This window comes from Ensifer sp. 22521 (assembly GCF_052044795.1).
In the GTDB taxonomy this organism is placed as follows: Bacteria; Pseudomonadota; Alphaproteobacteria; order Rhizobiales; family Rhizobiaceae; genus Ensifer.
In genome coordinates this window covers 66,865-92,099 of record NZ_JBQENM010000004.1, presented here as the reverse complement: position 1 = coordinate 92,099, position 25,235 = coordinate 66,865, and the positions used below count along the sequence as shown (strand labels likewise).

Genomic DNA, 25,235 nt, shown 5'->3' with positions numbered 1-25,235 from the left:
GGCCGGGAGAACCCCAAGAGGTGGAGGGCGAAATGATCACATTCACTTGGGCAAATGGTCAGAAATTCGAGCTTGATGGCACGAAAGTGCTACGGATTCGCAAAACAATAAAGGGCTTCGATGAAGACCTGGGCAACACGCTTCTCGATGTGAATAAATCCGAATACGTGCAAGAGCTTCCGCCCGAGGTCGTAACGGCGGTGCAGGCTGAGTTGTCAACCCTTTCCAGCTTGACTCAACCCGTCGGCGAGCGATTTTGGTTCAATGCCCAAGCAGCCAGCGGGCCGATGCCCGTTGGTCCGTCAAAGCGCAAAGACGGTATACTTTCCGCCTTCGACATTGGTGGCAAACGTCAGTACGTCCGGGAGCCACATGAGGAGGTCGCCGCGCTCATCAAGGCGGCAAAGGGCGATCTCCGACCCGTTCCCGACGACAGTATTTTCAAGAACAATCTGGAGCCCAATCAAGGCTTCGACACGGAAATCGAAGAATGGGATGCGGCTTTGAATCAAACGGCGCCGGACGTTTGACACAACCACAGGTCAGCGGGTGCCCCCGAGCGTGGGGAAGCCTGCGACCTCGCGCTGTGAGCCCACCCTAACTCGGCCTTCTGATATCGTTGCTCGGCTTAGCTTTTTGGAGGGCGCAAGATGGAAGAAATCCCGTTCTCCGCCGTGAGAGAGCGCAAAGGGCTTTGGCTCACGCTCAGTCACGCTGACACGCTGCTCACACTGAAAGAGTATCTTACTCGGCCATTCCCGCCTCTCGTGGCCGACGCACTTCGCGACGCCTATGCCGGCTCAGTGTCAATCAGCGTCCAAAATTCACCCCTTATCGGCATCCAATTTTGCCCCCCCTGGTGGTGTAGATCAGCGCTTGGCCGGCCCGGCGCTGGCCGGGGTTGCAGAGGGTAGGCCAAGTGCGGGTGATGGGTGTCTTCGGCTTTAGCTTTGAGAGCGGTTCTTGAAGCGCCAGGACTCGTTCCCGGTTTCGACGATCTCGCAGTGGTGGGTCAGGCGGTCGAGGAGCGCCGTCGTCATTTTGGCGTCGCCGAACACTGTCGGCCATTCGCCGAACGCCAGGTTCGTGGTGACGATGATCGACGTGCGCTCGTAGAGCCTGCTGATCAGGTGGAACAGCAGTTGGCCGCCCGCCTGGGCAAATGGCAGATAGCCGAGTTCATCGGGGATGATGAAGTCGAGACGGTTGAGATAGTCGGCCGTCCGCCCCTGCTTGCCGCTGCGCGTTTCCGTTTCCAGCCGATTGACCAGGTCGACGACATTGAAGAAGCGCCCGCGTGTTCCGTTGCGGATTAGTGCACGGGCAATTGCAATGGCGAGGTGGCTCTTTCCGGTTCCCGTGCCGCCGACGAGGACGACGTTGCGCTGATCGGCGACGAAGGTGCCGGTCGACAGCTCCCGCACCAGGGATTCATTGACCGGCGTATTGGTGAAGTCGAAGTCGTCGATGTCCTTGGCGAGCGGCAGCTTGGCGATGCTGAGCTGGTAGCGAATGGAGCGAGCCTGCTTCTCGGCGATCTCCGACTGCAGGAGATCGCCGACGATGCGGGGTGGTTCGTGCTGCCGCTTGATGCCGTTGCCCATGACCTCGTCGTAAGCGCTACGCATTCCAAAGAGCTTCAGCGTACTCATCAGTTCGAGAACCTGTGTGCGTTCCATCAGCTTGCCCTCCTGAGGCTGTCATAGCGGGCGCAGTCGGCGACCGGCTCATGGGTCAAACGCAGCGCATCCGGGGTTTGCAGGGTTGCGGTCGGAGCCGGATCACGGCTCCGGGCCAAAATGTTGAGGATCACCGGGGCCGAGCAGACGCCGTGCTCCAAAGCCTCCTGGCAGGCAGCATCGACGGCCGCCAGACCGTCGGTGGGAACGCAGCCGAGGATGGTGACCATTTGCCGATCACCGTCATGGACGCTCTTCAGCCGCCGGCGCACTTTCTCCATCGCTGCGGGCAAGACCCATGCCCGGAACGGTGCTCCGTTGCGCAAAGCTCCGGGTTTGCGAGCCAGAACAGGGACATAATGCCAGGGATCGTAGACCATCTCGCCACGGCCAAAGCAACGAGGATGTTCACCGACGTTCACGCCATCCTGCCGGATCAAAATTTTCTCGGCGTAGGCATGAACCTCGACAGGGCGGCCGACCGCCGTCGAGAGGACGGAGTATTTGTTGTTGTCGAAGCGGACGGTGCAGGTCTTCGACACCGAGGCCGGAACGCAGTGGAAACCGTCGAACGGCCCGACATAGTGCACCAGGCTGGCGCGCTCCGTCTCGAACATCTGCCAGATCATCCGCTCGGTCTGCTCGGGATGGCGGTGAGCCTTGGCGTAGGCGATGCATTTATCGAGCAGCCAGACGTTCAGCTCTTCCAGGCTTTTGACCCGCAGTCGCGGGGTGAAGAAGCGTTCACGCACGAGACCAACCTGGTTCTCGACCTGTCCCTTCTCCCACCCAGATGCGGGCGTGCAGGCGACCGGGTGAACCAGATAATGGCTGCACATCTGCAGAAAACGGCGATTGTATTGTCGTTCCTTTCCAACGAACACGGCTTCGACCGCCGTCTTCATGTTGTCGTAGATGCCGCGCGTGCAGGTGCCATGGAAGAAGGCGAATGCCTTGTCGTGTGCGTCGAACACCATCTCCTGGCTCTCGCGCATGTAGGCCCGGACGAACATCATCCGGCTGTGGCAGAGCCGGACATGCGCCACCTTCACGGTCGTCGTCACGCCGTTGATCAGAATGATCTCGTGGCTCCAGTCGAACTGGTAAGCCTCACCTGGCGCGTAGTAGAGCGGTACATAGGCTTCCGCCGTCACGGCTCCGCGGTTCTTCACCCAGGTCTTGGCATATCGCCGGATCGCGTCATAACTGCCATCGTAGCCGAGTGCCCGAACCTCCTCGTAAATCCGGATCAGCGTCAGCCGTTCACGCGACGGCTTGCCCTCATTGGCCGTCAGAAACCGCTCGATCTCGGCCTTCCAGGCTCCGATCCGCGGTAACGGTTGCCGTTCTCGTGCATAGGTAAAATCTGTCTCATCGGAACGCAGTATCTTGCGTACCGTGTTGCGCGACACGTGGAGTTCCCGGACGATCTTCTTCATCGACCAGCCCTGCACATGGAAGGCCCGTCGAACACGCGCAATCGTATCCACTCGCTTCAACTCCCGCTCCATCCGCCGCAAAAAGCCGGATGGTCAGATGAAATCTGAGGGGGGTCAAAATTGGACGCCGATTACCCCGCCAAGGGGGTCAAATTTGCACGCCGGAACACAGTATTCGGGACAAACAAGGTTCTTGCCAACCGTCAAGAATGCGAGAGCTTTGATGCGCGCAGAGTAATCTTCCTGAAGCAGATAGCTGGCCTCAAAATCTTCCAGGTCCCGATCGTCCTTCTCCCTTTCTTCGTCTGAGAGCGACCAGTAAATAGAATCCGACATCTCAAGCGCGTCCCACTTTATGGCGTCGAAGTAACAGTACAACGTTTCATTCTCAGGGACTGGTTTCTCAACCGAGTACCCGAGACGTTGGATTTCCGTTGCGAGAATTCTCCACGCGTAATCTGCTGCTTCAATCGCCTGAGGCAGGACGGCACCAAGCCGGCTATCTAGTTCGCGATCTAGCCGTCCGGCTCGCTCTATTTCCCGTGTGGTCAAATCTGTGCCCTGCATATGCAGCGTATCCTCGCCTCGGTTAGTTAATCGTGAGGCCACCGGCGGATTGGCGCAACGCACGTTATCGCCTTCTAACGATCGCTGGCGCATTGTTTTCTTCGAGACCTGGGAACGTTGACCTTTTTGACACTTCAGCCGTAGGCCCAAACAGCAACAAGAGCACTCACGCGCGGTGGCACTTCGTCAAGAGACAGCGGTCGAAGCGACTAACAAAACCGTTTTGCTCCAACGCTTTGACCGTCGTCTCGCATCGCTCAATCATGCGCCCGTCGCCGTGGCAGTTAGTCCGAAAGCAGCCGGGAGCACCCGCCTCGCTCGTCAACGATCCAGTCGCTCCAATAGCGGCGTCCTACACCCGTGTTGAGCGACAGAATTACCGCTCCGTAGGCCCTTTCCACCTCACCGCCGAATAAGACGGGTGTGATTTTGCCGAGCTTTTCGCGCTTCCGTTTCTGCCTGTAAAATATCGGACCGCCAATAGTTTCAAGGCGCTCGGATAGCGTGGTGCGGTCTGGGAGGTTTTCGTAACGCTCTACGAGCGAATAGTCGGAAAGCCCGTATCGTGACCCTCGGAGTGCCCACTGGACGTTTTGCCTCCAGTTCACGTCCCAGCCCTCGAGCGCAATCTTATTGGCAGTCTCGATGAGTGCGAATAGAGCGCCCGTCAGATCTGCCAGATGCTGCGGACCCCGAGCCCTTCGCGCGATCCCGTCAAACGACTGTAGGCCGTCCACATACGCCTGGTGGGCATCAACGAAGGAAGCCTTTGGCCATGAACGCCTTCGAGACGCGGGCGCGGTCTAAACCTGATTTCAGCTGAAGGTACGTGCTCCTGGTTAAGCGTGTTTAGCGCACCAACCAGCAACTCCTCTGCCGCTTCCCTTGAGAGCCGAAACACCTCCGACTTATGAAAGCGTATTTCCTCGTCGCTGTACTCGCGCAGCGGAATAGTTCCCTTAATCATAAACACCTCATTGGCTTGTATACCCAATAACTACAATGGATATTACTATATAATATCTCCGCATATTAAAGATTATCAACAGAAATAAATTTAGATGCTACATAAAAATTGCAAAACTGAACGCAGATAGACACCAGAAAGACTTGGATATCACACATAAAAACTGACTGCGGCAAGCTCGATGGGAAAGCGTTCGTAGTCGACCGCAATGGTCTCCATCTCGCTACCGTTCCGGCTCGCGACTACTCGCGCAATGCGGTCGTGGTGCCATTGGCTCCCGGCCTCCCTGCCGCGAACGCAATCGGGGTAATCGGTATTCCCTCGAGTGCGAGGCACTTGAGTTCGCGTACTTCCTGGTCAAGGCCTACGGCGATACGCGTATGCCTTCTCGCCACATGCGTCAGGCCGAGCAGTCCGTACGTGATTTCGTGAAGTCGGCCCGGGCTTACGAGGGCGCCTTGCCCGAGGTTCACTGAACTAGCAAAACCCTGATGTCAGGCGGTTGACATCAGGGCTTTGACGTCAAACGGGGTCACAACTCGATGGCGGAACGAATATTGGCGGGCACCGGCAATTTCGCCGGCACCCTGGAGCGGCGCTGCCCTCTTCATGGGCATCTCACAGTGCCGCATTAATGCGAACGCTCTAGTTTGCCTCTACATACACGGCAGCGGAGATCATGTTCGCCCTAAACTTTGCTTCGGAGAGGTTATGGGCCTGAACTGCGTCGTACATGTGCTCAAGGTCTGTCCGCAAATCGCTTCGCTGAAAGACCGCCGCGACGGTTTCAGAAGTTGCCTTCGTTCCGTGAAGGCCAAGGTCGGCGCAGAATGCGCTTGACTTAACCCGGCCCGCACGTCTGCGAAACTTGATACCCGTGTCAGACACTTCGAGCATCTCAACCGCCTGGACTGGAAGCTCATTTACATGTTTGCAAAAGGCATCTACTGCCGCGCGTGCCTCGGGGCTAGAAACGGGCAACGGAAGCGGAGGCGGAGGCGGAGCAAACCGAAGCGTATATCCGCCAAGACGAATGTTACGAGACTTTTTCACGACGAGAATTCCATCAACGGTCTATGACCATTATCGTCCTTCGGGATTTCGTCGGCCGCAAGCCAAGTTCTAGTGGTTGTCGGAAATATAACACTAATTGATATCCGCGCGACGCGCAGTAACCGCCTCTGACACCGCGAATATCCGCCTAAAGAGGCTCTTGAAGGAACAACCTGATCTGTTCGGCGAGGCCACGGATGATCCGCTGCTGCGGGTCAAGTGGCAAGTTCTTTGACCGCTCAAGCTCGAAGTTCAGCATCCGATGGAGCTGGCCGGCGGCGGCGATGCTTTCGTCCCACGTCCCCGTTTTGTAGTTACGCTTGTCCAAATAGATGGTTGCGACGTCGGCGATCCACTGCAGGCTTGGCAATGGGATGTTCCACAAACCTTCGTCCTCGTGCGCAGTGAGATATTGGTCCACTGTTTCCAGCCCTGCGGTCAATGCGAACGCAACATTCTCCGGCGATACTTCGAACGCAAGCTCACCGACGCTCAACGCGCTTAGCGCGGAGTCGTATAGGCTGCGCTGGAATTTGAGATGCTGGGGTGTCTTCGCCGACATCAACTCATCTCCGTATGAGCCTGGCTCTCGATACACTTCGAACTGTTCGATGACCGGAGCCGTGTCTGAAAACGTCACGCTGTCGAATTCATTGTCTGCAGCCCAGGAGAGCACTGTAAAGAGATCCGACGGCAAATAACCGCCGTTTCGATTCGTCGACTTATAGAAGAAGCCGGATTTGCCAATCGGCCCTCCTCCATATGGCCAGTCGTACGGATCCGTTGCCCGGAGAAGCGAGATGGTTCGTTCGGAAATGTGGCGGGTGCTCGTCACGAGCATTTTTTTGCAGGTAGCGTTGTCTGTGTGTGTCATGAATTCAGAGAGCCTAAGTGCGGTTGTCTACATTTATGGTTCTCCGGAAATGAGACGTAGGCAACTGAAAAGTTGCCCCTGGCAACTCCTTTTTTGGTCAATCGAAGCAAACTTCCATGAAGACGGGCTAATATGCTTAGTGCCGCAAATTTTTCAAGGTACCCTCCTAAGTTATATTGACACCGCCTCACAATGACAGAACAATTTTTATTAACACGAACGCCAGAAAAGCTGTGAGGGGACCCGATGCTCACGAATATATTGGAAGCAAGCTTGTTTCATCTATCCGCAGACGGTGTCAGCGTCCTTCATCGATACGATAGGCATCGTCATGGGCTTGGAGTGACTTCGTACGGTACGGGCTTCCTGTTTCAGGCCAGTACCGCACGGGATATATCGTCCGCCCCGCGCGACCTTCTCCCTCCTGAACAGTTGAAACTTTGGACGCAAGCTGTCGAGGGCGGATACCGCCATCTTTGGTTTCACGACAAGGGCCCTGTCCTGGAAGCGCCGACCTGTGCCGAAGCCGAAGTGGTCGACGCGTTCCTCTCCCCGCAATTCTGTCCGCTGATCGACGATAGCGAAGAAGCGCGCGAGGCGTTGGAAGAACTGGCGGAAGAAGACGCGACCTTCGAGTGTACACCCATGTATTTCGAGCGGACGGCGGAGTGTAAGCTGCGTGAACTCCGTGCGGCGACTTCCAGGTTTGACTACCGTACGCTGAAGTCGGTTGAAGAGATCCGGCTGCTGGCATGCGCGGTCGAATGGGCGAAGCACGGCAGCCACAATCACTGGAGCCGGTGCGACAAGGTCTTCGCGGAGATCAGAGACTGCCTGTTGGGGATGATAGAGTTCAGAATTGCCCAGAGGGAACCGGACATCATGAGCATCGAGGAGGATTTGTTCACGACCAAAACGAGGATCGAGCGAAGCTTGAGGATGACCAGCCAATGGCGGCATGAAGCTGCGTAGCGACCGATTACCGCGAATGGCGGACGAAATTGTCACACGAGCCGCAAGCTGTTTTAGAGTCGTCCGAACTTGATAGCGCCGCCTGCTTTCCAGCCTTCGGGCAAATGGGTCAGCCTACGGCCCCACCCCACGTCGCCTACAATGCGGAGCAGTTCTGATCATGCTGCGCGAGGTCCTTCCCTTTTTAGGAGACCTCGATCTGTGCACTGCCGAACTTCAAAGTCACCCTTATCTTAGGTGGGTATCGCCGTTTTTTGCCTTTCTTCTGCCTTATTTGAGCTCTCGTTTTCGATCAACGACGCCTGTTTTCACGCCCCGAGCGAGTGCGTCTTGAACTTTTTTTGAGCGAATTTTTCCTCAAATCGACCCGCATTTTTCGTTGCGCGAAACGCTTTTCAGTTACCCGGATATTAAGGCGCCTTCGCCGGTCCCGACGGCGTGACGGACGATGCAAAGGCCGGGCCGCGGATAGCGGCGAACCCCTTCGGAGCATCGAACGTGCTCAACGTAAGGGTGTCGGCCACCGGCGGCATAGGACAAACGGCCCGCAGATAACGTGTGGGTGAAAAAAGCAAGATACCGATTACAACGTCCAATGACACGCCCCGCCCATAGCCCGCGCGGCCGCGCCCGAAGAAATTGAAAGACTCCAACCCTTTTTCCCGGTGAGCAGGTAATCACGCGTGACGCGCAATCGAAGCCCGGAATCTGCGGGGAACCGTCACGCCGCCGCGATGAAGAATGAAAGACATCATCGCGGCAACACCTCGGACGCCGTCCTCTGCGCGAACCGAGCGTCAGTGGAGATCAGATGCAAGACATCGATGCCGCCGGCCGAATCCAGACGTGAATAACGAAATCAAGACTTCGACAAGCGATCAGAAAAAGCTGCGGTTTTTCCGACGCGGGACCGCTGCTTCGGCAGGGGAATTCGTCATAGTTGAGCTACGATCGCGGGCCGGACCATTTTTTGCGGCAAAATCGGCAAGACAAAATGGACGCCCGTGCCTGCCTATTATGTCCTCTGCTCGGGGTAAAGATAGGCGTCGTTTTTCGCTCCGTGAACGATGCACCGAGCAGTCAAAGGAGGCGCTGTTGACGCCAACCCTCTTCTATATCCGCTGAAAATATTCTAAATCTGTTGGATCGGGCGGCGGGTTCGCAAGAGGAAGCCGGCTCCGAATAAGCAAAAGGGCCACTTTTGGCGAGTGACCCTTTTTAGAGAGGCTGGATAGTTTAGAACGACGTCCGCCTTCCGAAACACGACCACCCCGGCTATCTGTCGGGATGACTAATCGCACACCCAAACCGAGGTTTCTGTGTGCCCATCAGACACTCGAACCGGAAAGGCACTAAGCACCTTCTCGAGTCCAAGGCTCGCGCGTCAATCCGTATATATTGCGTCGCACGGGAAAAATCAACCGGAAAACGGTCAGTAAGCGCGCGCCGGCATTTCCGGCGGACCCGCGGCCGCCGAAGTGCGCCCTTGGGGTGCCTACCGCTGGTTGTCTTCAAGGGCTCATACTATCGCAACAAGGCTTCGCAGCAAGCCTGCGAACGAACTCGGCATCCAGCCGATGGAGATAGATATGCAAATGAAGAAGCAAACCTTGATACTTCATCTCGCCGATATCGACGTCTACTCCGAAGAGCAGACTTTCGATGATCTTGCAGAACAGTTTCCGGAAGACCCGTTCTTCTTCTCGGAACACTTCGGAAAACCTGGCGGCCCTATCCCTACCTTATCTAGGACCAAGTAACCAACGGTCCACGGGACGTGATTAACTTTCGGTTTACCTGCATATGCCTATTGTTGCGTGAGTGACATCCGCCACGATAGACGGTGGACGACCGGAAGGCATCACGATGAAAAGCATAACCTGCATAGGCTACGCTAACCTTTGAATGGCCGCACCTTGGCTGGTGCATCGGACATCGGATCATCGACGGCCCATATCCGGAGCAAGAGTATGTGTCACTTCCTCAACGATCGCAGACCAGTTTTATCCGGCGACCTTCGCGCGAGGCTGCGAATACGCAGCCGTCAGCGTGATCGTGCAGCTATGGCTCGGTAGCCCGCTGCTCGCCGATCGCGCGGATCGCGATCGCTCTCGTTCAAAGAAGTAACGGCCCAAGCTCACCTCTGACCACGCGCATCCATGCGCTGGATCGGATATCCGCGCCCGACTGCCTTCGAGCACGCTTCCGATCGGGGCTAGCCGTCCACCCTCCTTCGAACGCTTGCGCTCGCGCGACTGTTGCTCAGACGCAACGTTTCGGCCCGCCTTCGGAATGCGGGATGGCGAAGCTATGCGCAAATTCGAGGAACACCACAGTGCTTTACACACACAGAAACGCGGATGCGAAACCGGGTCCTCCCAGTCTTCCTTCCATGCCCGACAGTCGGCGCGCGCGCTTCGACCTCGGGCACAGGGCTCGGCCTGAGCACGGCCGTTCACGTGGGTGCCCACCAGAGAACGTTGAGCGTTCTCGCAGCGCCTCACTGGACCGCCAATCACCTGCCGTTCTCGCACCCAAACCCAAACGGCGGCCCGAGCGAGCCGTCCAGGAGCATCGGCTCCCCGTCCTCAATCTCCTTTTAGCAAAGGCCACGACCATGAACGCCAAGCAAATCCTCCGCTTCATGAAAGACCGTGAAGCCGGCATCGATCGTGACAACATCAAAACTGCCCGCGAGCATCTCGTCGCTGACGAGATTTCCTCCGGACGAGACGTAATCGTCGAGGGTGTAGACGAGGACGGGCAGCCACTTGTCTACAAGAAGTGGGTACCCACGAAGAAATCCACGGGAACCCGCAAGCCCGCGGAACGTACCAAAGGACATTCCCGTGGCTACATTGTCGATCCGGTTAGCAAGCGCGCGATCGGCTTCGAAAGCACGCACGAGATGCGCTGCGCGATGATGCTCCTGGCAAACAAGGACGTCGTGCACCTGGAGGACCAGCCTCCGGCTGTCCATTACCCTGATGCCGAAGGCGTCTGCCGCAAGCACACGTTCGATTATCGCGCGACATTGGCGGACGGACGTCGCGTGGCCATCGCCGTGAAGCCGAGCCATCTCCTCGCGAAGAGCGAAATCCGCGAGATCATCGCGCGGGTGAAGCCGAACCTGCATGGGTTTGCCGATCAGGCGCTCATTCTCACCGAACGAAACCTCACGATCGCTCGCGGCGACAACGCCGAGCACATCGTGCATGCCCGCCGCCATCGCAACGAGGCCGATTGCAAAGAGCTGCGAACGTTCCTGGAAGACGTTCCCGGGATTTTCCGCATCTACGAGGTCGTAAACCGCTTTCCCGACTTCGCCGCAGCCATGAATGCGATGTGGTGCCTGATCTACGACGGCTTTCTCAAGCTCACTTACCCCGACCGGACCCTCCGCGACGCGCCTTACGCGTACGTCGTGCATCTCCGGAACTGACCCACGTCATCGAACCAGTTCTGCCGACAACTACTCCAGAACCGCAAAGGAGTTCCCATGCGCACGCCTACGAAAACCTTCGAAGCACTCCGTCGCCTCAAGCTCGACGTGTGTTATCAGTTCCACAACAGCGGCCACACGCCCAACGCCACGAACTACGACATCCTCCAAGAGGCCTTCCGGGTTGCCCTGCTCTGGCAGGGGTGCTCGCTAGAGGACGCGTGGGAGGGGGCTTTGGAGCTTGTACGTGCCACGCCACCCGTCGTCGTTCGTGAGTGGCTTGCGGCCTATCAGGACCAGCACGGTCTCGAGGCACGGCAGCAGCGCTGGATCGACGCCATCTTCCAGCCCAATCGCCCTACCGCCGTGCATGCTTTCCGCGGCTTGAAAAACGACTGCGAATGTCCGTCCCGCGTAATCACGCTTTCGGTGAGGACGTTCCAGCGCCGGGTACGCCTTGAGCGCTCGCTGGCCCGTTCCATGCAGCGCATTCGGGACCGCCAAACCAAACGCATGCGATCTCTCGAAAAGGACCGTGCTCGCATGCCGCAAGCATCGGACTTCATCGCCCGCATCCTGGAGATCGCGGAGGCTGAAGGCTTCCGCGTAGTCCGCCATGGTCGTTCCTAAAGCCAGTTCAATCCCATTCCCAAACTCCCAAGGAGACTAACATGACGCTTTCCATCTTTGAACCGAACAAGCCCATCGTTCCGATCTTCGTCTTCAATGACGGCGACGGCTTCACCCGCTTCGGCCACGAATTCAAGTTCGTTTCCGCGGAGCCCGGTGGACACCTGTTGCTGAACCTGACCAACGACATCCACGTTGGTTTCACGGACGAGCAGATGAAGGAGATGTTCGACGATCCCATCAATCCGTTGGTCTACTATCCGGGCCGCTACCTCCCCAAAGGAGCACGGGCGGCGATGCATCCGCAGACATTCGTTGGCGACCTCGACGACGTCAACGACCAGGAAGAAGTACTGTTCAAGACTCAGTTCGCGGAAACTTTCGTTCGCTGGCAAGCGGAAAACCCCAAAGTCACGCGCTCGGACAACAGCATGAGCATCTACGTGCCCAAGATCTTCAAGGAGATCCAGAGCGGCAAGACGTGGAAGAACAAGCACGCTACTCCCAGCTGGCGCACTCTTCGCAACTGGATCCGGACCTATGAGCGCGATCCGAACCCGCACTCGCTCGTCTGCCGCCGTGGCCGCTGCCAGAAGAACACCTACTTCGACCCTGAAGTGGAAGGGCTCCTGCGTGAGTACACGTTGCAGTACGCAACAGACGCGCGCCTTCCGATGTATCGCCTTCACGGCAAGATGAAGGACGCCATCGACCTTCTCAACGCCAAGCGACCGGCGGACAAGCAGCTCAAGGTTCCGTCGCTCAAGACGTTCCAGAATCGGGTCAATGACCTGCCTCCCGCGTTCATCGAACTTGGGCGCAACGGTGAGGAGGCGGCAAGCCGGAAGTTCAACGCCATCCACCGGGGGCAGGAAGTCGTTCGCCTCGGGCAGCGCACGGAAATGGACGAATGGCGCATCGACCTTCGCACTTTGCTGTCGTTGTCCCCTTTCTGGAAAACGCTGACCCCAGAACAGAAGGAGCGAGTGCCTAAGATCACGCTCTGGATGACGGCGATCATCGACTTGGCTTCGCGTTGTTTGCTGGGGTTCCGGGTGCATCGCAAGGCGCCCTCCCGCACGACTGCGATCGGCACGCTCGAAATGGCGACGATCGACAAGACCGCGATCGCCAAAGCCTACGGCTGCATCGATCCTTGGGAATTCGCTCTCACGCCTTCGTCGATCGCGGTGGACTCCGCGACTTGGTACACGGCGACGGCGTTCCGCGTAACGGTCGCTGACCTTGGTGCGACGTTGTTCCTGCCGCCGGCTGGAAAGGCTTCCGCGCGCGGTACGATCGAGCGCTTCTTCCGCACCTGCTCGACCCAGGCGCTCGAGGAGCTCACCGGCCGCACCTGGGGCTCGATCGAAGCCAAGGGTGACCGCAATCCCGACGAAGAGGCCAGCGTGACCTTCGACGAGATTGCGCCTCACCTGACCCGGTTCTTCGTGGACGTCTATCACAACACACCCCACGCGGGCCTGAATGGCGAGACGCCCCGCAATGCCTGGAAGCGCCTCCGCAAGCTCGGCATCACTCCGCCGCCGACGGGGGAGCGTCGTCGCCACATCTTCGGCATCAACGTGATGCGAATGATCGCGGCAAACGGCATTCGCTATCTCGGCATCCACTACCAGTCGCGGGAGCTGCAGCACATCCGTCGTCGCCGCCGTAACCCGGAGGTGTTGGTCCGCATCGACCGGCAGAACCTCGGAGCAGTATCCGTCTGGGACGGCGACGGCTGGGTGTCGATCCCGGCGGTCCACGAGGAGTTCCAGGGCATGAGCTACTGGGCCTGGTCGGCCGCGTGCAGCGAGTTGCGCAAGAAGAACCTCGAGGCGGCGGAACTTTCCCGTCCCACGCTGCGCAAGGCCAAGGCGGATCTGGCCGCCCATGGGGAAATGATGAAGATCGAAGCCGGTCTCTCCCACGAGGGCCTTACCGAGGACGTCTACTTGGCCTGGGAGAAGAAGATCAACTTCCCCATCAAGATCACCAACAAGGCAAGCTCGCTGCCCGAGGACTTCGTGCAGGAAATGGTGCTGTCCGACGAATTCTACGAGGCGGTCGGGATCACCGGGCTGCCTGCGCTCAAGGACCTGCGCAAGGAAAAGCAGACCGCGGAAAAAGACGAAGCCGATGGCTGGCTCGACCCGCGCGAGCTTCCTTCCGATGATGATCCGGTTACTTCCGAGGGCATCGGCGGCCTTACACTCGACAACTCCTACGACAGCACGGGAGAGTGATATGGATTGGTCGGAAAATTTCGCTGAAGCCATCGTGCAACTTCGTTCCACGTTGTCTCCCGAGGAACTCGAGATGGCGGATCGCGTGCACAAGTTCCACATTCCTTACCTCGGCCTTGGGCGCGATCCGGCGGTGGCACTCGCCTTGAAACGGTTGGTGCTGAACATTGCCGGACAGCGCCCCGGTGGCCGCAAACACCCCAACAAGAGGCGCATTCTTGCTGTTTGCGGGGATTCCGGTTCAGGGAAGACGCGTGCGCTGCTGGAGCATACGGGAAAAATTCCCGCCATGCGTCCGTACCTGCTCCAGGGAACCATGTACTCGCCCTTCCTCGGGTACGAAGCACCCTCCCCATGCACCCCCAACCTGCTGGCTCAGGAAGGGCTAAGGGCATTGGGCGTGGACGTGAAATCGACAATCAAGGAGAACGCGGCCTGGGACCTCTTTCGAAACGAGCTCAAGGCCCACAGGGTACTCTTCGTGCTGATCGACGAAGCGCAACATGCGGTCAATACGGCAAACCGTATTGAGGCCCAAAAGATCGCGGACGCGTTCAAGAACTTGGTGCAGATGCCTGACTGGCCTGTGCGGCTCATCCTTGCGGGCGTGCCGCCACTCGACGAATTCTTGTCGACCGAAAAACAGCTGTTCAATCGGAGGACTCTCATCAGGTTCGAGAAGCTCCACGGCAAACGTGGGCTCGAGAGCATCCGCGAAGTCCTTGGAAAGGTCATCCAAGAACACGCGGGGCTTCAATTGGGGGAAGACCTCGACGGCGATTTCGCTGCTCGCCTCAGTCATGCGAGCGATGGCGACTTTGGGTCCGTCATCCAGATGATCCGAGACGCAGCGGAAATCGTGATCGCAACAGGTCGCGCGGTCGTGGAGAAATCTGACTTCGCTGCAACTTACGACTCTTTCACCGGATGCACACCGGACAACAACGTCTTCCGTCTCAAGGGCGACGCATGGGTCAGTCTCAAACCGCTTCGCGCGTATGCCAGACCGGAAGACCATGACTGGCGCAGTTCGTTCAGCGAGGCCGCCGCAATGCCAAGGTCCAAAAAGAAGACCGTCGCCTTCGGAGACCGGCCATGAGACACCTGACCCTCACGTTGCCCCGCGGTCACGACGAATCCCTGGCGAGTCACTTCTCGCGGGTCGCCGCCCTGCACGGTCAGCCTACCGCGTCCGCGTTTGCGAGCGTGTTCGGTCTTCGCTTTCGCAAGGTGGCAGCGGGAGCGAGTCCAGATGTGTATGAGGCGGCGGCAGCGCTGGGCGATACTCCCGAGAGCGTCGAGGCGACCCTGACGCGTTACGAAAAGAGGCGTCTCACTATTCGAGGCCATCAGTTCACCCGGGATTTCGCGTGCGCGAGCCAGAAGCGCTTCTGCCCATCGTGCCTGATCGAAGACGAAGAGCAAGGAACGGGTCGACCTGGCCTTCGAGCTTACGGCAGGATCATCTGGCTTCCACGCTTGATCCAGGGATGCCCCGTGCATGAAACGACATTCATCGAGTTCGACGCGCTCAGGTGGCAACTGGGTCCCGACTTCGCGCTATATCTGCGGTCGAACCAAACGTCGCTGGCCGAGTGTCAAAAACGGACGGAGCCCGCCGTGAACACGGACTTCCAGCAATTCGTGCTCGCCCGTCTCGCTGGCGCGGCCTCAGGTCTCTGGCTCGACACTATCCCGCTGCAAGCAGTGGGCCACCTGGCAACCGTCGTAGGGATGGTCACAAGGGGCGAGACTGCTGTTTCACCACGCGCAGACGAAAAGGTAATCCGCGACTGCGCGCCTGACGGTTTCGCCATCCTCGCGTCCGGGGAGAACGCCTTTCGTGAGTTTCTCGCGTCCGTCATCACCCGCAACTACACGCCAAGAAGAAAGATCTCCGCCTTGATCATCTATCGCGAGCTGGCCGCGGAGATGTTGTTCCATCAGGATGTGCCTGGTTATCGTGACCTGTTGACGATCCTGCAAAGCGTCGCTCGAGACATGCTTCCGCTGAGTCCAAATGAAGGCTTCCTGGAACCGGTCACCCGACGCAAACTTCACTCGATCCACAGCGCTTCCAAGGAATATGAGATCCCTTTCACAATCCTCTGGGCAGCCCTGGAAGAAGAAAGGTTGGTGCCGTTGGGCCTCAGCCCCTGGGCTGTCGCCAGAATGACTTTCGAAGCCGAGGCGGTTACCGACGTCGCCCGCGCCCTGCTTGAAAGCGGCTTTGCCGGCTCGGAGGCCCACAAGCGCTTTTCCCTGTCGGCCCGTTTGGCCGCAGCGGTCGACAAAAACAACTTCGTGCCGGCCGAATGGCTGACCATCGCGCATGCAACCGCGAAGCTCGGCACCACGAATGAAGATCTCACGGCTGCCTTGATTGACGATGGCTATCTGACAGAAATCGATGCTCCTACCAAGCAGTCGCCGCTGCGAATACGAAGAGCCGACATAGAGGAGTTCCGCCGACAATACGTACTTGGGCCGTCCTTCCATAAATGGGTTTCCCGGAAGACCCGCCTTGAGCCAAATGGCTGGCTCAACTCTTTGGACATCGCTCCGGTGATATCCGAGCACCGAATAGGAATGAACATCTATCCAATGGATTGCTACGCGAAAGCATCACTCGCCATGTCGGCGATGTCCTGAAAAAAGCGAGCCGGGATGCCCGGCTTCTTTTTTTGGCGATTTTCCGTGGGAAACTTGAGAGTTCCTTTTGGGAATCGAGGTTTACTCTTGGCGATTTCCGGTCCAATGATATCAATAGGTTGCACAGGGGTTGGGCAACTTGTGCTTACTTTCAACAGTTGCCCGGCGTCCGGATTGGACCTATGACCATTGACCAACAACGCTAAAACGCTTCCGGATCCGCCAAGCCCGACGCTTGGCCAGTAGGTTTGAACACGATGAAACTCGATGCCGTCGATGTCAGGCAAGCCGCCTCAGCCGCCGATATCGTCTATGAAGCCTTGCGCAAGGCGATCATCGAAGGTGACCTCGCCGAGGGCGAGAACCTGCGCCAGGACCACATCGCCCAGATGTTCAACACCAGCCGCATTCCGGTGCGCGAGGCGCTTTCACGTCTTGAGCAGCATGGCCTGATCACCACGGAGCGCTACAAGGGCGCGGTCGTCGCCGGGCTTTCGATCGAAGAAATCGAAGAGATTTTCGAGTTCCGCGCGCTCATCGAGGCCGAAGTCATTCGTCTGGCCGTGCCCAATCTCGACCGTCGCACACTCGAGCTTGCACGCCAGCATTGCGAGGAGTTCGAACGCGAGGAGAATGCGGATCGCTGGGGCGAGATCAACCGCAACTTCCACTACAGTCTCTACGAGGCGGCGCGGCGGCCCTATTACCTCCAGATCGTCCGCGCCTCGCTCGACCGTATCGATCGCTACCTTCGTGCGCAGTTGACGCTCACGTCAGGCGTTGCCCGGGCGCGTCGCGAGCACAAGGCGATCCTGGATGCCTGTATGGCACGCGACGCCGAGCGGGCTTGTGCGTTGACGCGCGACCATATCCTTGATGCCGGTCGCTCGTTGACCATCTTCCTCAGAGAACAAAGAGGCTAGCGGCGCAGCTTTCCCGCCACTCTGGCCAACCGTCATAATAGTTTGATTTACATATCGTTTTATCTTGTTTCATTCCGGATCGATTCTTGACTCTTCACACTAGGACTCCCGCTGAAATTGCACCGGAGCTTGATCTCTCCTCGGTTGACAAGCGACGCGGAAGCCTGAAAAGTGAAGCCTCTATCGAGACCGGCAGCGTTGGGAGGACTTGATGTCTGTGCGCGCGTTTTTCGGCCTTTCCACCCTACTTTTGTCTCTTTTGACCATCGGAAGTCCCGCCGCTGCGCAGGAGACCGGTCGCCAAGTCGAGATAACGCAGGATGGCGACTACTTCGGTTTCGATCTCAGGACCGAGCAAAACGTCTCGCTCGACGAGTGCCAGCAGACCTGTATCGCCGATCAGTCCTGCCGCGCCTTCACCTACAATCCCAAGGTGAAGTGGTGCTTCCTCAAGTCTGATTACAATCAGCTGAATTCCTTCCCGGGCGCGATCGCCGGCAAGATCGTCCAGCCGCAGGCCGCCGAAGCCGATATTGGTGCGCCGCCGCGGCTGAAATTCCTGTCGGACCAGATCCTGCAGGACGCCCGCAACACCAAGGCCAATCTCGCCCTTGCCGACGACCAGCAGGGAATGGGCATCAATACGCTCCTCGACATGGCGCGTGGCCAGGCCGGCATGGGCAATATCGAGAACGCCCTGAAGGCCTTCCAGGGTGCGCTAGCGATCACGCCCGACGACGCCGAGCTTTGGCTTGAGACAGCCCGCACGGCCAACCGCATCACCAACAATTCGGCCGTGTCGATGCAAGCGGCGATCGCCGCGATCAACGGCTACGAGTTGACCCGCACGACCGAGAGCCGGGCGCATGCGCTCGCCGTCATGGCGAAATCGCTCGAAGGCGCTGAAAATTACCGCGCCGCACTGGACGCCTACAAGGCGAGCCTGGAGCTGGTGAAGGCGAAATCCGTCGAGGCGGCCTATCTCGATCTCAAGCAGCGCAAGGGCTTCCGCGTGGTCGAGCATACGATCGACTCGGACGCAGCAACGCCCCGCGCCTGCGTGCAGTTCTCCGAACAGCTTCTGAAGAGCGGCGCCGACTATGCCTCCTTCGTCACCGTCAACGGTGCGGCGCCAAAAGCGCTTGAAGCCAAGGGCGACCAGATCTGCGTCGAAGGACTTTCGCATGGCGAGCGTTACAAACTGACGCTCAGGACCGGCCTGCCATCCACGGTCGACGAGGTGCTGGAAGCGCCTGTCACCCTCGACATCTATGTCGCGGACCGCGGTCAGATGGTGCGCTTCACCGGCGACAGCTTCGTGCTGCCCTCGACCGCACGCCGCGGCATCCCCCTCGTATCAGTCAATACCGACAGCGCCAAACTCAAGCTCTACCGCGTCGGCGACCGCAGCATCGCCCAGGTGCTGCAGAGCTCGCAGTTCCTGACCCAGCTCGACGGCTACAGCGCCCAGCGGATCGAGGACGAAAGCGGCGAACTCGTCTGGCAGGGCACGATCGACATCGCGCGTGACGTCAACAAGGAGGTCGTTACCAGCTTCCCGGTCGACGAGGCGCTGCCTGAGCGCAAGCCCGGCGTCTACGTTCTAACCGCAGCCCCGACCACCGGCGTCAGCCAGGAATGGGATGCGCGCGCGACGCAATGGTTCGTCGTTTCCGATATCGGCGTTTCCACCTATGCCGGCACCGACGGGCTGAACGTCTTCGTTCGCTCGCTCGCCTCGGCGGAACCGATCGAAGGCGTTAAACTGCAGCTCGTCGCCAAGAACAACGAGATTCTTGGCACGGCGACCAGCGATAGCGATGGCCGCGTCACATTCACGGCGGGTCTGATCCGCGGCACGGCCGGACTGACCCCTGCGGTCATCACCGCCAAGAAGGGCGAAGACGATTACGTCTTCCTCGACATGAGCCGCGCCGGCTTCGACCTCTCCGACCGCGGTGTCACCGGCCGCGCCGCGCCCGGCGCCATCGACATACTCGCCTGGACCGAGCGCGGCATCTATCGTGCCGGCGAAACGGTGCATGCGGCGGCGCTTGCGCGCGACGTCGACGGCATGGCGATCGAGAACCTGCCGCTGACCTTCGTCTTCCTGCGCCCGGACGGCGTCGAGTATCGCCGCATGACCAGCCCCGGCGGTAAGCTCGGCGGCCATACGCTCGATCTCGACACCCAGGCCAACACAATGCGCGGCACCTGGACGATGCAGATCTTCACCGATCCGAAATCCCCGGCGATCGGCGAAAAGCAATTCCTGGTCGACGACTTCGTGCCCGATCGTACCGAATTCGACCTGACGAGCGACGCCAAGGAAATCGCTGTCGGCGAGACGGCAAGCGTCGCTGTCGACGGGCGCTATCTCTACGGCGCGCCCGCGGCCGGCCTCGAGCTCGAAGGCGAAGTGACGATCAAGCCGACGCGCGAAAGTGCCGCCTTCAAGGGCTATTCCTTCGGCCTCGCCGACGAAGAGGCGAGCGAAGACACGCGCCTGCCGCTTGAGGAACTTTCACCGCTCGACGAGGAAGGTAAATCCAGCTTCGACATCCTCATCGATGAAGTGCCCTCGACCACGCAACTGCTCGACGCGACCGTCACCGTCCGCATGCGCGAGGCCGGCGGCCGCGCCGTCGAACGTTCGCTGAAACTGCCCGTGCGCGCCGAGGGCCCGATGCTCGGGATCAAGCCGGAATTCGAAGGCGAACTCGCCGAAAATTCCGTCGGCAAGTTCCGTGTCATCGCCGTCGATCCGAGCGGCAGCAAGATCGCCATGCCCGGGGCCTTGTGGAAACTCATAAGCGTCGAGCGCAATTATCACTGGTACCGTGACGGCAGCGCCTGGAAATACGAGCCTGTCGTCACCACCAAGCAGGTGGCAAACGGCAGCGTCGACCTGACGGAAGACGGCGGCGAAATCGCCGTGCCGGTTGGTTGGGGGCGCTATCGCCTGGAGGTCGAGACAGCCTCGATCGACGGTCCGACGTCGAGCGTCGAGTTCGACGCCGGCTGGTATGTCGCTGCCACCTCCACCGAAACGCCCGACGGCCTGGAGATCGCGCTCGACAAGGAGAAATACGCGGTCGGAGACACGGCCAAGCTCAAGGTCTCGCCGCGCTTTGCCGGTGAACTGCTGGTCACTGTCGGCACGGAGAACCTGATCACCACCCAGACCGCATCGATTGCCGCGGAAGGCGGCGAAGTCGAGCTGCCGGTTACCGAAGCCTGGGGCGCCGGCGCCTATGTGACGGCGACGCTCTACCGGCCGGGCGATGCGCAGGAAAGCCGCATGCCGATGCGCTCGATCGGCATCAAATGGCTCTCGGTCGATCCGGCCGAGCGCAAGCTCGCGGTCACACTCGATGCACCGGAAAAGATGGAACCGCGCAAGGCACTCGACATCAGCCTTCAGGTTGCCGGTGCCGGTGCCAACGAGGAAGCCTATGTGACGATCGCCGCGGTCGACGTCGGCATCCTCAATCTCACGCGTTACGAGGCGCCAGATCCGGAAGCCTGGTACTTCGGCCAGCGGCAGCTCGGCCTCGAGATCCGCGACCTCTACGGCCGCCTGATCGACGGCTCGCTTGGCGCCACCGGGCGGTTGCGCACCGGCGGTGACGGCGGACAGGTCGCTCTTCAGGGCAGCCCGCCCACGGAAAAGCTGGTCGCCTTCTTCGAAGGGCCGGTACAGCTCGACAGCGACGGCAAGGCGACCGTCAGCTTCGACATCCCGCAGTTCAACGGCACAGCGCGGCTGATGGCCGTTGCCTGGACGAAATCCGGCGTCGGCCACGCCATGCGCGACGTGGTGATCCGCGATCCGGTCGTCGTCACCGCCAGCCTGCCGCGGTTCCTGGCGCCGGGAGACCGGTCGGAACTGAGGCTCGACATCGCTAACACCGATGCACCGGCCGGCGACTACCAGATCCATGTCACGACCAGTGGTCCTGCCACAGTCGAACAACCGGGCACCGGCAACACGGTGACCCTGGACCAGGGCGGCCGTTCCTCCATCACCTTGCCGGTGGTCGGGCAATACCCCGGCAACGGCGTCGTTACGGTGGCGCTGACCGGTGCCAACGGACTTTCACTGGAACAATCGCTCGATCTGCTTGTGCGTCCGGCAACCCTGCCGGTGACCCAGCGGCAGGTCGTCGCAATCGCGCCCGGAAGCAGCCTGACGGTCGACGGGCAGTTGCTCGCCGACAGCATTCTGCAGGGCGCCTCGGTCAACCTCAGCGTCACGCGTTCGGCCGCCTTCGATATGCCGGCGCTGCTGATGACGCTCGATCGCTACCCCTATGGCTGCGCCGAACAGACGACGAGCCGCGCGCTGCCGCTGCTCTACCTCAGCGATCTCGCCAAGCAGTCCGGTCTCACCGACGACGAAGGCGTGATGAAACGGGTGCAGGAGGCGATCTATCGCGTACTTTCCTATCAATCGTCGTCGGGCAGTTTCGGCCTCTGGGGCCCGGGTTATGGCGATCTCTGGCTCGACGCCTATGTCACCGATTTCCTCACCCGCGCCCGCGAACAGAAGTACGACGTGCCGGAGGCCGCGATGGTCCAGGCGCTTGAAAACCTGCAGAACGGCGTCAGCTACGACACCAATGCCAAGGACCGCGGCAACGAGATCGCCTATGCGCTCTACGTGCTCGCCCGCAATCGCAAGGCGGCGATCAACGACCTGCGCTACTACGCCAACACGCTGATCGACGACTTCCCCACGCCGCTCGCCAAGGCGCATATCGCCGCGGCGCTGGCACTCTATGGCGACGCCCAGGGGTCGCAGGATACCTTTGCCAAGGCGGCGAACATGTCGACCGGCCTCATCAATGTCAGCCTGTCGCGCTCCGATTACGGCTCGTCGCTGCGTGACAACGCGGCGGTGCTGGCGCTCGCCGCCGAAAGCCGCCCGGTTCCGCCGATCGTTCCCGAGTTGTCGAAGATCGTCGCGCGCGAATGGGAGCAGAAGACTTACACCAGCACCCAGGAACAGGCCTGGATGCTGCTTGCCGCCCGCGCCATCCAGAACGGCGATGAGGACATGGCACTGGAGGTCAATGGCGCATCGAAGACCGGCAGCTACGCCGCCCAGATGACCGGCGACGCGCTTACGACCCATCCGATCGTGATCCGCAACCAGGGCGCCGATCCGGTCTCGGCCGTCGTCACCACGGTTGCCGCACCCGCCCAACCGCTTTCGGCCGGCGGCGACGGTTTCACCATCGAGCGCACCTACTACACGCTCGACGGCGCCGAGGCGAACGTCATGGAAGCCCGACAGAACGAGCGCTATGTCGTCGTACTGAAAGTGACGGAAGCCAACGACTGGCCGTCGCGCGTGCTCGTCACCGACCTGTTGCCGGCCGGCTTCCAGATCGACAATCCGAGCCTCGTCGACAGCGCCCAGCTCGGCAACTTCGAGTGGCTCGGCGAGATCACTGCGACGCATACGGAGTTCCGCAACGACCGCTTCGTCGCGGCGCTGGACCGCAGCATCGGGGCCGGGCGCGAAGTCACGCTCGCCTATGTGGTGCGTGCCGTGACCCCGGGCGTTTACGACCATCCGGCTGCCTCCGTCGAGGATATGTACCGGCCGCAGCTTTCGGCCCGCACTGCCACCGGGCGCATGGAGGTTCAGGCGGCACAATAGGCACGACCATGTCGATTGGGCGCAAACTGCTGATCGCCTTGCCCGTCTGCCTGCTGCTGACGGGGCTGACGGGCTTTGCGATCGAGAAGGCCGACGAGGCCTTCCCGCCCCCACTTGCGGAGGCTGCCGTCGTCTCACGTGAGGTGGACGACGCCAGCGGTCAATTGTTGCGCGCCTTCGCAACACCGGAAGGTCTCTGGCGGTTGAAGACGACGGTCGACGATGTTGATCCGCAGTTCCTCAAGATGCTGATCGCCTATGAGGACCAGCGCTTCCAGGAGCATTCGGGCGTCGATTTCCTCGCGCTCGGCCGCGCTGCTCTGCAATTCGTCAGCAACGGCCGGATCGTCTCAGGCGCCTCGACACTCTCGATGCAAGTCGCACGCCTGATCGAGCCGCGCGCGCAGCGCTCCGTCACCGCCAAGCTCCTGCAGATCGCCCGCGCTATCCAGATCGAAAGGCGCCTATCGAAGGACCAGATCCTCAACCTCTACCTCACCCACGCGCCCTATGGCGGAAACATCGAGGGTGTGCGCGCCGCAAGTCTCGCCTGGCTCGGCAAGGAGCCGAAGCGGCTGACGGCCGGTGAGGCAGCGCTGCTCGTCGCCCTGCCGCAATTGCCGGAAAAGCGCCGGCCGGATCGCAATCATGCCGCGGCAGTCGCTGCCCGCGAGCGGGTGCTGACCCGTCTCGCCGTCGCTGACGTCATCGGGGACGGCGAAGCCGAGCGCGCAATCGCGACATCTGTCCCCTCGCGCCGCCTACAGCTGCCGTCCTATGCCGCCCATCTCGCCGAGCGCGCGTTGCGCAAGGACGCGCACGCGGCCCAGCATCGGACGACCTTGCGCCTCGCCGTCCAGCGTAACCTCGAGGCCGTGGCAAAGGAGGGCGCTGCCAAGCTGGGGCCGAAGGTTTCGGTCGCCATGATGATGGCCGATGCCAAAACCGGCGAGATCGTCGCTTCGGTCGGATCTGCCGACTATTTTGATGCGAGCCGCTCCGGTTGGATCGACATGACCCGTATCACGCGCTCGCCGGGTTCCACCCTCAAGCCGTTCATCTACGGCCTCGCCTTCGAAGAGGGGCTCGTCAGCCAGGAAACGATCATCGAGGATCGGCCGGCGGACTTCTTCGGCTATCGGCCGCGCAACTTCGACATGAGCTATCAGGGCGATGTCAGCGTGCGCGAGGCGCTGCAACTCTCCTTGAACGTGCCGGCGATCCGCCTTCTCGATGCGGTCGGCCCGGCTGAGCTGATGATGCGCTTCCGCCGCGCCGAGGTGAAACCGGGGCTGCCGGCAGGCGAAGCGCCCGGACTTGCCATTGGCCTTGGCGGCGTCGGACTTTCGCTGCGCGATCTCGTCCAGCTTTATGCAGCACTTGCCAATCGCGGCTTCCCCCTTCGTCTTGGCGACGGCATCGATGGCAAGGCCGGCCTGATCGAGGCCGAACCCTTACTTTCCCCCGTCGCCGTCTGGAATGTTTCCGATGCGCTCTCGGGCGTGTTGCCGCCGACGGGCAGCCGCCAGCGCGGCATCGCCTACAAGACCGGCACCAGCTACGGCTACCGCGACGCCTGGTCGGTCGGCTATGACGGCCGCCACGTGCTCGGTGTCTGGGTCGGCCGTCCCGACAACGGTGCCGTACCAGGCCTCACCGGCTATGGCAGTGCCGCCCCCATTCTCTTCGAAGGCTTCGCCAAGTCAGGCTTCGGCATAACGCCGCTACCGGATGCTCCTGCCGGCGCGATCCGCATTTCGCAAGCGGAACTGCCGATCAGCCAGCGCCGCTTCTCGCTGACCGCTAGCGGCCTCGTCAACGCTTCAGCGCGCGAACCGGCGCCGCAGATCGTCTTCCCGCCCGAAGGCTCGCGCGTCGAACTTGGGATGGATCATCAGGCAATTTCGCCGCTGACGCTCAAGCTGCAAGGCGGACGAGCGCCATTCCGCTGGCTCGCCAATGGCCGGCCTCTCCCTGAGCTGACCCGGCGCCGCGTGACACAATGGCAGCCGGATGGCGTCGGCTATTCGACACTCACCGTCATCGACGCGGTCGGCCGCGCCGCCAGCGTGCGCGTCTTTATCGAGTAGCGGCGCTCCGTTCACGCACGCCATCCTGGG

14 protein-coding genes and 1 pseudogene are annotated in these 25,235 nt (G+C 60.3%); 11 read left to right on the top strand and 4 right to left on the bottom strand.

The window, feature by feature from the left end; translation table 11 throughout:
* Positions 1–32 precede the first annotated feature (32 nt).
* Complete coding sequence (locus tag ACTJKE_RS06495) at positions 33–530, top strand: hypothetical protein (RefSeq protein ID WP_440691474.1); 498 nt, start codon at positions 33–35, stop codon at positions 528–530.
* A 414-nt stretch (positions 531–944) separates the two neighbouring features.
* Here ACTJKE_RS06495 and istB read toward each other — a convergent pair whose 3' ends face one another.
* The 4 genes and pseudogenes from istB to ACTJKE_RS06475 all read right to left on the bottom strand — a co-directional run bounded on the left by istB (position 945) and on the right by ACTJKE_RS06475 (position 6,579).
* Positions 945–1,679 carry an IS21-like element helper ATPase IstB gene (istB, locus tag ACTJKE_RS06490; protein ID WP_440691472.1) on the bottom strand — a complete coding sequence of 245 codons (735 nt, stop codon included), beginning with the start codon at positions 1,677–1,679 and terminating at the stop codon, positions 945–947.
* Positions 1,621–3,178: pseudogene (gene istA / locus ACTJKE_RS06485) on the bottom strand (IS21 family transposase). Before istA ends, istB begins: the two are co-directional and overlap by 59 nt.
* 54 nt (positions 3,179–3,232) lie before the next feature.
* The gene (locus ACTJKE_RS06480) at positions 3,233–3,778 is read right to left on the bottom strand and encodes a hypothetical protein (RefSeq protein WP_440691470.1); all 546 of its coding nucleotides are present in this window, start codon (positions 3,776–3,778) and stop codon (positions 3,233–3,235) included.
* 2,075 nt (positions 3,779–5,853) lie between these two features.
* Positions 5,854–6,579 (bottom strand): hypothetical protein, encoded by a 726-nt coding sequence (locus ACTJKE_RS06475; RefSeq protein ID WP_440691468.1) that lies wholly within the window; start codon positions 6,577–6,579, stop codon positions 5,854–5,856.
* 246 nt (positions 6,580–6,825) lie between these two features.
* On the opposite strand from ACTJKE_RS06475, the gene ACTJKE_RS06470 reads away from it, so the two are divergent.
* The 10 genes from ACTJKE_RS06470 (at position 6,826) to pbpC (ending at position 25,205) form a co-directional block, all read left to right on the top strand.
* Positions 6,826–7,551, top strand: coding sequence for a hypothetical protein (locus tag ACTJKE_RS06470; protein WP_440691466.1), 726 nt, complete (start codon positions 6,826–6,828; stop codon positions 7,549–7,551).
* 1,595 nt (positions 7,552–9,146) lie between these two features.
* Positions 9,147–9,311 (top strand): hypothetical protein, encoded by a 165-nt coding sequence (locus tag ACTJKE_RS06465; RefSeq protein ID WP_440691464.1) that lies wholly within the window; start codon positions 9,147–9,149, stop codon positions 9,309–9,311.
* An 857-nt stretch (positions 9,312–10,168) separates the two neighbouring features.
* The gene (locus tag ACTJKE_RS06460; RefSeq protein ID WP_440691462.1) at positions 10,169–10,993 is read left to right on the top strand and encodes a hypothetical protein; all 825 of its coding nucleotides are present in this window, start codon (positions 10,169–10,171) and stop codon (positions 10,991–10,993) included.
* Positions 10,994–11,050: 57 nt separating this feature from the next.
* Positions 11,051–11,623: a hypothetical protein gene (locus tag ACTJKE_RS06455; protein WP_440691460.1), complete on the top strand. Its 573-nt coding sequence runs from the start codon at positions 11,051–11,053 to the stop codon at positions 11,621–11,623.
* 41 nt (positions 11,624–11,664) lie between these two features.
* Positions 11,665–13,872, top strand: a complete 2,208-nt coding sequence (locus ACTJKE_RS06450) for a Mu transposase C-terminal domain-containing protein (RefSeq protein WP_440691458.1) — start codon at positions 11,665–11,667, stop codon at positions 13,870–13,872.
* Between the two features lies 1 nt (position 13,873).
* A complete protein-coding gene (locus ACTJKE_RS06445; protein WP_440691456.1) occupies positions 13,874–14,971 on the top strand; it encodes an ATP-binding protein in 1,098 nt (365 codons plus the stop codon).
* Positions 14,968–16,524 (top strand): TniQ family protein, encoded by a 1,557-nt coding sequence (locus ACTJKE_RS06440; protein ID WP_440691454.1) that lies wholly within the window; start codon positions 14,968–14,970, stop codon positions 16,522–16,524. The genes ACTJKE_RS06445 and ACTJKE_RS06440 overlap by 4 nt, the downstream gene beginning before the upstream one ends.
* 257 nt (positions 16,525–16,781) lie before the next feature.
* Complete coding sequence (locus tag ACTJKE_RS06435) at positions 16,782–17,447, top strand: GntR family transcriptional regulator (protein WP_058325998.1); 666 nt, start codon at positions 16,782–16,784, stop codon at positions 17,445–17,447.
* Positions 17,448–17,658: 211 nt separating this feature from the next.
* The gene (locus ACTJKE_RS06430) at positions 17,659–23,115 is read left to right on the top strand and encodes an MG2 domain-containing protein (protein WP_440691452.1); all 5,457 of its coding nucleotides are present in this window, start codon (positions 17,659–17,661) and stop codon (positions 23,113–23,115) included.
* Positions 23,116–23,123: 8 nt separating this feature from the next.
* A complete protein-coding gene (pbpC, locus tag ACTJKE_RS06425) occupies positions 23,124–25,205 on the top strand; it encodes a penicillin-binding protein 1C (protein ID WP_440691450.1) in 2,082 nt (693 codons plus the stop codon).
* Positions 25,206–25,235 lie beyond the last annotated feature (30 nt).